Source organism: Ruegeria sp. SAZD011, assembly GCF_059612545.1.
Map to the genome: position 1 here is coordinate 122502 of NZ_JBXWQU010000034.1, position 11260 is coordinate 133761.

Genomic DNA, 11260 nt, shown 5'->3' on the forward strand with positions numbered 1-11260 from the left:
GGCGATCCTTTGGCTTGTCATTCCACGGTGGGAATTTTATTGGAGAGAAAAAATTATGCAATGTGGTGAATAACGGCTAGAGTTGAAGCAGAACTGACCGCAGGGCAATACAGGAAGAGCTTGAGGAACCCCCATGAATGCTGCAAAGGATCTCCGCATGACACAGCTTTTGCAAGATCCCCATAGCGTTCGCGAGGAACGCGAGAAGGTTCTCGAGGTCGCCATCGGCCGCGAGGTTCGCGCCTTTCGCAAGCAGCAGGGCATTACCGTGGCCGAGCTGTCGAAGCTGACCGACCTGTCGATCGGGATGCTGTCCAAGATCGAAAACGGCAACACCTCGCCCTCTCTCACCACGCTGCAAACCCTGGCCAATGCGCTGTCGGTGCCGCTGACCGCGTTCTTCAAAGGGTACGAGGAAAAGCGCGAGGCGATCCATACCAAGGCGGGACAGGGGTTGGAGATCGAGCGCGCCGGCACCCGCGCCGGGCATCAATACAGCCTGCTTGGCCATATCGGGTCAAATTCGAGCGGTGTCATCGTCGAACCCTATCTGATCACGCTCAGCACGGAATCGGACACCTTCAAGACCTTTCAGCATGACGGGATCGAGATGATCTACATGCTCGAAGGCAAGGTCGACTACCTGCATGGCAGCGAGATCTATCCGCTGGAACCGGGCGACACGCTGTTCTTTGACGCCGACGCGCCGCACGGGCCAGAGCGTCTGGTGGAATTGCCGACGCGCTATCTGTCGGTGATCTGCTATCCGCAGCAGAAAAAGGGCTGAGCCGCCCGGACCGGGACGCGCTTGCGCATCCCGGCCTTGTTTTGCGCGTTACGTCTGCAACGGCGGTTCCGTTTCCAGATCGGGCCAGATCCCCGGCGAAGTCGGCAGCCCGTCGTCATACCGGCTGAGATAGTCCAGCATCAAAGGACGATTGGCGATGAACCCCTTGTAGGTGGCCAGCTCCTCGGGCAGGTCGCGCACCACCCGGTGCAGGCGGCGGCCCCATTTCGGCACCGTCACCAGATCCTGAAACGCGATCAGGTAACAGCGGATCGGGAACAACAGCGCGTTCGAGCGCGGCAGCCGGTAAAAGGTCTGCAATTCGACCCTGAGATGCTGTTTGGCGCCGATATTCTCGGGCGTCAGCGTGGTCTTCTGCACCCCCCATTTGTGATAGTTCTCGGGGCTGGTATCGAGCAGCGGATTGACCGTCATGGTCCAGTTCAGCCGCCGCGCAGGCGCCCCCTGCTGGATGTTGAGCAGGAATTTCAGCGCCCGCTTGAAGATGCCCATCTCATGGGCCAGCGGCACCGGCGCGTGCCATTCGAAGAAATCCATGCCGATGTCGAAATCCAGGCTCCAGTCCGCCTGTGTCGTCACCATGCCCGCATCCATGTAGAGCATGTCGCCGCGCTGATCGAGCACCGCGTAATCGCCCTGCGCCTGCCGGGTGATGTATTCCAGCGGCCCGCAGGGCAGCGTGGTTTCATCAAGGAAGGTAAAGGTGTGGTCGATCCCCATCGGCTTGTTGATCCAGCGCCAGCGGTCGCCGTCGCGGTGCAGCTCGAACAGGTCCGGGTAATCCTCGGACTTGCAGACCATGATCAATTCCAGCGTGTCCCAACCGGCCAGCGTCATATGCGGCAGCGACTGGCAGCGCAGCGGATCCTCGGCCAGCACGATGGCACGGTCGGCCATTTCCGAGACGTAATGCTCGTCCACGTCGAACCGCTTTTCATAGACCGAGCCCGCCGGGCCGCCCCGGTGCTGCTCCATGTTCACCGAATACATGTAGCTGTCTTCGTGGAACGGGAAGGGAAAGCGCTTGATCGCCCAGTCCGAATTGCGGAACGAGTAATCGTCGCGGAAGGTTTCGGTGTTGAATTGGATCGTCATCGGGGTCTCCTCTACCGGTCCAGCACGAGGCTTTTGCCCACGAACCGGCTGACGCAGGGCATGATCTTTTTCCCGCTGGCGTGTTCGTCATCGTCCAGCCAGTGGTCGCGATGCACGAAGTCGCCATCGGATGAGACCACATCGGTTTCGCACTGGCCACAGGCGCCGCCCCGGCACAGAAAGGGCGCGTCGACGCCGCAGCGTTCCATCGCTTCAAGCAGGCTTTCATGTTCGCCCACCTGAATGGTGATGTCGGATTTGCACAGGCGCACCTCAAAGGGTTTGCCGGGCTGCGGGGCCAGGAATTCCTCGGAATGCACGTTCTCGTCGGGCCAGCCATGCGCCGCGGCGGTGGCATGGACCCAGTCGATCATGCCCTTGGGACCGCAGACATAGACATGGGTGCCCAGCGGCTGACCATCCAGCAGATCCTCAAGCCCGATGGCCTGATCCTGATCGTCGAAATAGACATGCACCTTGTTGGGATGCTTGTAGGTCAGCTCGTCCACATAGGTGCCCAGCTCCTTGGAGCGGCAGGAGTAATGCAGCTCCCAGGCGCCGCCCATCCGTTCCAGATGCGCGATCATCGCCAGGAACGGCGTGATGCCGATGCCGCCGGCCAGGAACACATGCTTGCGCCCGCGCAGATCCAGCGGGAACAGGTTCACCGGATAGGTGATGGTCATCGGGTCGCCGACCTTGACCTGGTTATGCAGGAAGAGCGAACCGCCCCTGCCCTGATCGTCGCGGCGCACCGAGATCGCATAGATGCTGCTATCGCCCGGATCGGACATCAGCGAATAGGGATTGAGCCGGGTCCGCGCGCCATCGCGCATCTCGACCACGGTATGGGCACCGGCGGAAAAGGGCGGAAACGGCTGGCCGTCGCGGCGGGTGAATTCGAACCGGGTGACCAGCGGATTGAGCGGCACGACCGCGCTGACGGTGACCTCGATCTTTTCGGCGCCTGCCTTGGCTTTCTGGGGGGCTGCACTCATTTGTAAAGCTCCACGGGTTCGGGGACATTGCCGGGGTCCTCGGCGTCGATGCACACCCCCTGAAAGGCGGCCAGACGGCGCGAATAGTGATCGCGCACGAACAGGTTCAGCCCGCAATGGGAACAGACGAAGGGATCAGTGGTCACGTCCTCGGTGATGCCCTTGCAATGCACGCATTGCATCCGCCGCGCGACCGAGCCGCGATGTTCGGTCTGGATCGCGCCATGGGGAATGCCCGCCTGCATCGCCTCGTTCTGGGCCTGTCCCATCAGCCCCTCGGTTCCGGCCAGATAGACCTGAAGCCCCATATGGGCATCCGACAGCACCCGGCGGATCCGCTGGACCGACGCGGCATAGCTGGGCCCCACATAGAATTGCGCCGGACCCAGGGCGCGCAGCCGCTCCACATAGGTCTCGCCGGTGTCCTTGGGGATATAGATGATATGCGCATTGGCAAACAGCGCGGCATCGCTGGAGGCCAGATCCAGCAGCGCCTCGGCGCCCTCGGCATCGGCGATCATCAGATGCGCCTTGCCCGGTCGCGCCTCCAGCGTGCCATAGACCGGGCGGCTGGCGATACTTGGTGGAAACTGAAATTTGGACATCCCGTCGCTGACTCCTTCTTGGTCCGATCGCAAGAAGAACAGGCGCCCCGCCTCCGGGGGCGCCTGCCCGGTGATCCTCAGCCCTTGGCGGCGCGGATGGACTTGTCCTTGTCGTAGAAGGGCATCTCTTCGGCCACGCAGGCGATTTCGGTGCCATCCTCGTTGCGCACCGTCATCTTGGTCCCCGGCACCGCACAGTCAACCGGCATCCGGGCGATGCCCACGTTATGGCCGTTCAGGTCCGAATTCATGCCAAAGGTGACGACGCCCACGACCTCGCCATCCTTGAGCAGCGGTGCCCCCATGTCGGCTGGCGTGGTGCCCTCGAGCTTGACGCCATAGATCTTGAACCGCTCCTTGCCCTTGCGGGCATAGTGGTTCTCGGCGCCCCGGAACCCGATCTTGCCGGGCGAGACGGTGAATTCCAGCCCCAGCTCCCACAGCGAGTCGCCGCAATTCTCGTCGGCAAAGGGATAGGTCTCGGAATTGTCGCCGGGATAGAACAGCAGATAGCTTTCGGTGCGCAGCAGATCGAGGGTCGAGAACTGCACCGGGCGGATGCCCATGTCCTTGCCGTCCTCGAGTATCGCATCCCAGAGTTCAATGGCGTGGCGGCCTTCGCAAAAGATCTCGTACCCCCGCTCGCCGGTATAGCCGGTGCGCGAGATCATCACCGGTTTGCCAAAGAGCTTGGTCTGGATGATGCCGAAATAGGCCAGATCGCGGATGCCGGGAACGTGTTTGGCCAGGAAATCCACCGCGACCGGTCCCTGGAGCGACATGTCGTGCAGGTCGTCGTCGAAGATCATCGAGACATTCTTGCCATAGGCGGCCATCGCCAGGCTTTCATGGCCGGTGCCGGTGCCATGCACCAGCATCCAGTTGTTCACCGACAGGCGGTAGATCACGCAATCGTCGATGAACAGGCCGCGATCGTCCAGCATGCAGGCATAGACCGCCCGGCCCGGCATCAGCTTGTCCACGTTGCGGGTGGTGGCGCGGTCGATCACGGCGGCGGCATGCGGGCCGCTCAGATGGATCTTTTTCAGGCCCGACACGTCCATCAGACCGGCCTTGGTGCGGACCGCCTCGTAATCGGCCTTGGCCCGTTCGTCGGTATGGTCATAGAACCATGCGGTTCCCATACCGTTCCAATCCTCCAACTCGCCGCCGATTTCGGCATGCCGCTGCGCAAGCGCAGAGGTTCTGTAGATGATCGCCATCCCTGTGACTCCCTGATCTGTTCGGTTTGCATCATTCAGACCCATGTCCGGACAAAAATCAACACAAACGTAAAAAAAATTTCCTACCGGGAATATTTGCCCGAACTTTAAGCAGGGTTCTTATTCTGCATCCGCACAATGTTGCATGCCAGTAAAATTTATTGACAGACAGCATAATCAAGAGCTTCCCTTTTAGGAAAAAAACTTTCGCAGCAGTCAGAGTTATCCAACCGGGGAGACAGAAATGGATGGAAATCTTAACGCACTGACGACGGTATTTACCGAGTTCTACTACTGGGTGACGGTCGTGTTCATGTTCCTGATTCACGTCGGGTTCTGCATGTACGAGGTCGGCGCCAGCCGCCGACGCAACCATATGCACACGTTAATGAAAAACGTGATGGTGATCCCGCTGGTCACCGTCACCTTCTTCTTCTTCGGATGGTGGATCTATTGGGCCTTCCCGATGTTCCCCTTCTTCGGCGGGTTGGACACCGAGGCGGGCGCCGCCAACCTGCCCTGGGCCGAGACCATGGGGCCGAACGCAGCGGACCGAATCACCGGCGTGTTCTGGGCGGCCTTCCTGCTGTTCTCGTGGACGGCAGCCTCGATCGTCTCGGGCGCGGTGATCGAGCGCATCCGGTCCTCGGCACTTTGGGTGCATGCGGTGCTGATCGGTTCGGTCTGGTGGATCATCGACGCGGCCTGGGGCTGGCACTATGGCGGCTGGATGGTCCAGTATCTGGGCTATCACGACGCCTATGCCTCGGGCGTGATTCACGCCATTGCCGGTGGCTATGCGCTGGGGGTGATCATGGTCCTGGGGCCGCGGATCGGCAAATTCGCCCCAGATGGCACGCCGCGGGACATCCCGCCGCATAACCCCTGGATGCTGACCATCGGGATCTTCCTGATCTATACCGGTTTCTGGGGCTTTTATGCCGCGTGCAACGTGCCCGCGATCTCGCCCGAGGCGATCGGCGGCCAGATCACCGGCACCACCTGGACGGCAACCAACATCTATCTGGCACCGACTTCTCTGTCGGGTATCACCTTCAACTTCCTGATGTCGCTTTCGGGCGGTCTGATGGCGGCCTATGTGGTGTCCAAGGGCGATGCATTCTGGACCTTCTCGGGCGGTCTGGCCGGGGTGATCACCGCCTCTGCCGGCAATGACCTCTACCACCCGATCCAGGCCATGATCATCGCCGCTATCGGCGTGGTGATCGTCTATCGCCTGCATTACTGGGTCGAGCGCCGGTTCAAGCTGGACGATGCGGTGGGCGCGGTTGCCGTGCATGGTTATGCCGGGTTCATCGGCCTGATCATCGCGGGCTTTGTCCTGTGGGGAGCGCCGTCCTCGCCTTATGAGGGCTATGCCACCATCAACCCGGTCGGCCAGTTCATCGGTGCGCTGATCATGTTCTTTGGCCTCGGTTTCCTGCCCGCCTTTGTTGTGGCCAAGATGCAGGCTGCCGCGGGCGTGCTGCGCATCCCCGAGGAAGTGGAACTGGAGGGCCTCGATTACGCCGAACACCACGCCTACGAGGACGCCAAGGAAGCCATCATCGAAGCCGACAAGGCCTATCTGGCGTCCAAAGTGTCGCCTGCGGAATAAGGAGAACAGGATATGTCGACAATCGGATATGAAAGCTGGGCCGTCGATCTGGCCAATGTGGGCGCCATCTATCCCTTTCAGGGCTGGGAGGTCGCGATGACCGTGATCGGGGTGCTGTTCTGGATCGGCTGGCACCGCATCCAGTTCGTGCGCGAGAACGCGCATCTGGAAAACGCCAAGAAACGGGCGCTGGACCATGAGCGCATCCAGAAAAGCGTCGAACGCTACTAGAGCGATCCCGGCAAGGCGTGCTCACGCGCGCCTTGCCTATCAGTGAAATTTGTTTCACAGCAGTTGCGGCTTCGAAATTCCGGTGCTAGCCTGCTGAAAGAGCCTGGGAAAGACAGGCAGAATCACAATCGTGGAGCGTCGCCGAAATGTGCGGAATTGTTGGACTGTTCCTGAAGGACAAATCGCTAGAACCTCAGCTGGGCGCCCTGCTCACTGACATGTTGATCACCATGACCGACCGGGGCCCTGACAGCGCCGGAATCGCGATTTACGGCGATCCCTCGCCCACCACCTCGAAGGTGACGGTGCAATCGGAAAACCCCGACCGGGACTTTGCCGATCTGGCCGAGAAGGTGCAGCCGCTGGTCGGTGGCCCGGTCTCGCTCAGCCGCCGCGACACGCACGCGGTGCTGCATGTGCCCCATGGCACCGCCGAGGCGCTGCGCCGCCAGCTCAAGGACGTCGCGCCCGACGTGCGTGTCATGTCCTTTGGCGACTCGCTGGAGATTTACAAAGAGGTCGGCCTGCCCCGCGATGTGGCCGCACGATTCGATATCGCCTCGATGACCGGCACCCATGGCATCGGCCATACTCGCATGGCCACGGAATCGGCGGTCACCACGCTGGGCGCGCACCCGTTCAACACCGGCTCGGACCAGTGCCTGGTGCATAACGGCTCGCTCTCCAACCACAACTCGCTGCGCCGCAAGCTGCGCCGCGAGGGTATCCATATCGAGACCCTGAACGACACCGAAGTCGCCGCCGCCTATCTGACCTGGAAGATGCAGACCGGCGCCACCCTGGGCGAGGCGCTGGAAAAGTCGCTGGAGGATCTGGACGGCTTCTTCAACTTCGTCGTGGGCACCCGCGACGGGTTCGGCGTGGTCCGCGACCCGATCGCCTGCAAACCGGCGGTGATGGCCGAGACCGATCAATATGTGGCCTTTGGCTCGGAATACCGCGCGCTGGTCAACCTGCCCGGCATCGAACAGGCCCGCGTGTGGGAACCCGAACCCGCCACCGTCTATTTCTGGACCCATGGCGACACCGCAACCCCAACCGGAAAGGCCGCGTAATGCAGACTTACGACCTGGCAGCCGACGGCCTGCGCGGCCTGAACGCAACGCTGCAAGCCCAGTCGGACGAGACCAACCAGACCGAATGGACCATCGTGAACCCGCGCGGCAGCCATGCCATCGCCGTGGGGCTGGACGCGCCCATCGAGGTCAAGGTGATGGGCTCGACCGGATATTACTGCGCGGGCATGAACAAACAGGCCACCGTGCATGTGCATGGCTCGGCCGGGCCCGGCGTCGCCGAGAACATGATGTCGGGCACCGTGGTGATCGACGGCGATGCCAGCCAGTATGCCGGGGCCACCGGTCATGGCGGCACGCTGGTGATCAAGGGCAATGCCAGTTCGCGCTGCGGCATCTCGATGAAGGGCATCGACATCGTGGTGCATGGCAATGTCGGCCACATGTCCGCCTTCATGGCGCAGTCGGGCAACCTGGTCGTCTGCGGCGATGCGGGCGACGCGCTGGGCGACTCGATCTACGAGGCACGTCTGTTCGTGCGCGGCTCGGTCAAGTCACTGGGCGCCGACTGTATCGAAAAAGAGATGCGCCCCGAACATATCGAGCTGCTGCGCGACCTGCTGGAGCGTGGCGGCTGCGATGCCAAACCCGAAGAGTTCAAGCGCTACGGCTCTGCGCGCCAGCTCTATAATTTCAAAGTCGACAACGCGTATTGAGGGAGTCATGACCGTGAAAGACAACAAGGAAAACGCTCCCCCGCGGACAGTGCCGATCCAGTCGGCAACCTTTTCCAACCCGATCAACGCCGAGATCCGCCGCGCGGCGGCCACCGGCATCTATGATATCCGCGGTGGCGGGGCGAAACGCCGGGTGCCGCATTTCGACGATCTGCTGTTCCTGGGCGCTTCGATCAGCCGCTACCCGCTCGAAGGCTATCGCGAGCGTTGCGACACCAAGGTGACGCTGGGGACGCGCTTTGCGAAAAAGCCGATCGAGCTGGATATCCCGATCACCATCGCGGGCATGTCCTTTGGCGCGCTGTCCGGTCCCGCCAAGGAGGCGCTGGGACGTGGCGCGTCCGAAGCCGGAACCTCGACCACCACCGGTGATGGCGGCATGACCCCCGAGGAGCGCGGCCATTCCACCAAGCTGGTCTATCAGTACCTGCCCTCGCGCTATGGCATGAACCCCGACGACCTGCGCAAGGCCGACGCCATCGAGGTCGTGGTCGGCCAGGGCGCCAAGCCCGGCGGCGGCGGCATGCTGCTGGGTCAGAAGATCAGCGACCGCGTCGCCGAGATGCGCAACCTGCCCAAGGGGATCGACCAGCGCTCGGCCTGTCGCCACCCCGACTGGACCGGCCCCGACGATCTGGAGATCAAGATCCTGGAGCTGCGCGAAATCACCGCCTGGGAAAAGCCGATCTATGTCAAGGTCGGCGGCACCCGCCCCTATTACGACACCGCGCTGGCGGTGAAGGCCGGGGCCGATGTGGTGGTGCTGGACGGCATGCAGGGCGGCACCGCCGCCACCCAGGACGTGTTCATCGAGCATGTGGGCCTGCCGACGCTGGCCTGTATCCGCCCCGCCGTGCAGGCGCTTCAGGATCTGGGCGTGCATCGCGAGGTGCAGCTGATCGTCTCGGGCGGCATCCGCACCGGCGCCGATGTGGCCAAGGCGATGGCGCTGGGGGCCGACGCGGTCGCCATCGGCACCGCCGCGCTGATCGCGCTGGGCGACAACGACCCGAAATGGGAGGCCGAGTATCAAAAGCTGGGCACCACCACCGGTGCCTATGACGACTGGCACGAGGGGCTCGACCCCGCCGGGATCACCACCCAGGATCCGGTGCTTCAGGCCCGGCTCGACCCGGTGGATGCCGGGCGGCGCCTGCGCAACTATCTCAACGTCATGACGCTCGAGGCGCAGACCATCGCGCGGGCCTGTGGCCATAACAACCTGCACAATCTCGAACCCGAGGATCTGTGCGCGCTGACCATGGAGGCGGCCGCCATGGCCCGCGTCCCCCTTGCCGGCACCGAATGGTGGCCCGGCAAGACCGGCGCAGGGTTCTGAGTGTGAAACCGGGGCGCGGGACCATCCCGCGCCTTTTCCAATTCAAAAACAGACGACAACAGGGACGACAAGAATGACCATTGATCTGGCCAAATTCGCCAAGGACAAAGGCGTCAAGTATTTCATGATCTCCTTCACCGACCTGTTCGGCGGTCAGCGGGCCAAACTGGTACCCGCCCAGGCCATCGCCGACATGCAAGAGGACGGCGCGGGATTTGCGGGCTTTGCCACCTGGCTGGACATGACGCCGGCGCATCCCGACATGCTGGCGGTGCCCGATCCGTCCTCGGTGATCCAGCTGCCCTGGAAACCCGAGGTCGCATGGGTCGCCAGCAATTGCGTGATGGAGGGTGCAGATGTCGCCCAGGCCCCGCGCAACGTGCTGCGCCGCCTGATTGCCGAAGCCGCGGACGAGGGCATGCATGTCAAGACCGGCATCGAGGCCGAGTTCTTTCTGCTGACCCCCGAGGGTGACCAGATCAGCGACCCGTTCGATACCGCCGCCAAACCCTGTTACGACCAGCAGGCGGTGATGCGCCGCTATGACGTGGTGCGCGAGATCTGCGACTATATGCTGGAACTGGGCTGGGGACCTTATCAGAACGACCACGAGGACGCCAACGGCCAGTTCGAGATGAACTGGGAATTCGACGACGCCCTGACGACGGCGGACAAGCACAGTTTCTTCAAGTTCATGACCAAGTCGGTGGCCGAGAAACACGGGTTCCGCGCCACCTTCATGCCCAAGCCCATCGAGGGGCTGACCGGCAATGGCTGCCACGCGCATATCTCGGTCTGGGATGCGCCGGGGGCGGCGTCAAAGGTCAATGTCTTTGCTGGTGACGGTGACGGCCCGACCGGCGAAGTGGGCCTGTCCGAGCGCGGCAAGCATTTCCTGGGCGGCATCATGAAACATGCCAGCGCATTGGCGGCGATCACCAACCCGACGGTGAACAGCTACAAGCGGATCAACGCGCCGCGCACCATGTCGGGCGCGACCTGGGCGCCCAACACGGTGACATGGACCGGCAACAACCGCACCCATATGGTGCGCGTCCCCGGCCCCGGCCGGTTCGAACTGCGCCTGCCCGACGGCGCGGTGAACCCCTATCTGTTGCAGGCCGTGATCATCGCCGCCGGCCTCAGCGGCATCCGGTCAAAGGCCGATCCGGGCAAGCGCTGGGACATCGACATGTATGCCGAGGGCCACAAGGTGCGCGGCGCGCCGAAACTGCCGCTCAACATGCTGGACGCGATCCGCGAATTTGACCGCGACAAGGAGTTGAAGCAGAGCATGGGAGATGAGTTCTCGTCCTCTTACATCAAGATGAAGATGCAGGAATGGAATTCCTTCGTGACCCATTTCAGCCGCTGGGAAAAGGAAAACACCCTCGATATCTGAGCGATATCAAGGGTGCCTTGGGTGGGGCCGCTGCGCTTTCGCAGCGGCCCTTTTCTGTTCGGGGTCAAAGGTTTGGATAGATCGGGAATCTGGCGCAGAGGTCTGCGACCTGGGCCTTGACCTTGTCCTCGACGGCGCCGTTGGCGTCTTCGCCATTGGCGGCCAGG

11 protein-coding genes are annotated in these 11260 nt (G+C 62.4%); 7 read left to right on the top strand and 4 right to left on the bottom strand.

Features of this window, described 5'->3' with window-relative positions; all coding sequences use genetic code 11:
• The first annotated feature begins 157 nt into the window (after positions 1–157).
• A complete protein-coding gene (locus tag AC2FLM_RS18170) occupies positions 158–787 on the top strand; it encodes a helix-turn-helix domain-containing protein (protein WP_193385774.1) in 630 nt (209 codons plus the stop codon).
• Between the two features lie 48 nt (positions 788–835).
• Here the strand turns inward: AC2FLM_RS18170 and dmmC are convergent, their stop codons facing one another.
• Genes dmmC through AC2FLM_RS18190 form a run of 4 tightly spaced genes read right to left on the bottom strand, consistent with a single transcriptional unit; the run spans position 836 to position 4729 of the window.
• Positions 836–1903, bottom strand: a complete 1068-nt coding sequence (dmmC, locus tag AC2FLM_RS18175; protein WP_496859395.1) for a dimethylamine monooxygenase subunit DmmC — start codon at positions 1901–1903, stop codon at positions 836–838.
• An 11-nt stretch (positions 1904–1914) separates the two neighbouring features.
• Positions 1915–2901, bottom strand: coding sequence for a PDR/VanB family oxidoreductase (locus AC2FLM_RS18180; RefSeq protein ID WP_234140831.1), 987 nt, complete (start codon positions 2899–2901; stop codon positions 1915–1917).
• A complete protein-coding gene (gene dmmA, locus AC2FLM_RS18185; RefSeq protein ID WP_234221354.1) occupies positions 2898–3539 on the bottom strand; it encodes a dimethylamine monooxygenase subunit DmmA in 642 nt (213 codons plus the stop codon). The genes AC2FLM_RS18180 and dmmA overlap by 4 nt, the downstream gene beginning before the upstream one ends.
• Before the next feature lie 44 nt (positions 3540–3583).
• Positions 3584–4729, bottom strand: a complete 1146-nt coding sequence (locus AC2FLM_RS18190; RefSeq protein ID WP_234166770.1) for an aminomethyl transferase family protein — start codon at positions 4727–4729, stop codon at positions 3584–3586.
• A 244-nt stretch (positions 4730–4973) separates the two neighbouring features.
• Here AC2FLM_RS18190 and AC2FLM_RS18195 point away from each other — a divergent pair, with 244 nt between their 5' ends.
• From AC2FLM_RS18195 to glnT, 6 genes are all read left to right on the top strand, one after another.
• On the top strand, positions 4974–6347 hold the full coding sequence (locus AC2FLM_RS18195; RefSeq protein ID WP_496859396.1) for an ammonium transporter: 1374 nt from the start codon (positions 4974–4976) through the stop codon (positions 6345–6347).
• Between the two features lie 12 nt (positions 6348–6359).
• On the top strand, positions 6360–6578 hold the full coding sequence (locus tag AC2FLM_RS18200) for a hypothetical protein (RefSeq protein ID WP_234140838.1): 219 nt from the start codon (positions 6360–6362) through the stop codon (positions 6576–6578).
• Positions 6579–6724: 146 nt separating this feature from the next.
• Positions 6725–7654, top strand: coding sequence for a class II glutamine amidotransferase (locus AC2FLM_RS18205; RefSeq protein ID WP_234140841.1), 930 nt, complete (start codon positions 6725–6727; stop codon positions 7652–7654).
• Positions 7654–8331 (top strand): GXGXG domain-containing protein, encoded by a 678-nt coding sequence (locus tag AC2FLM_RS18210; protein ID WP_234144968.1) that lies wholly within the window; start codon positions 7654–7656, stop codon positions 8329–8331. The genes AC2FLM_RS18205 and AC2FLM_RS18210 overlap by 1 nt, the downstream gene beginning before the upstream one ends.
• A 7-nt stretch (positions 8332–8338) precedes the next feature.
• Positions 8339–9691, top strand: coding sequence for an FMN-binding glutamate synthase family protein (locus tag AC2FLM_RS18215; RefSeq protein ID WP_234140843.1), 1353 nt, complete (start codon positions 8339–8341; stop codon positions 9689–9691).
• Between the two features lie 73 nt (positions 9692–9764).
• A complete protein-coding gene (gene glnT, locus AC2FLM_RS18220; RefSeq protein ID WP_234144967.1) occupies positions 9765–11093 on the top strand; it encodes a type III glutamate--ammonia ligase in 1329 nt (442 codons plus the stop codon).
• Positions 11094–11260: the final 167 nt, after the last annotated feature.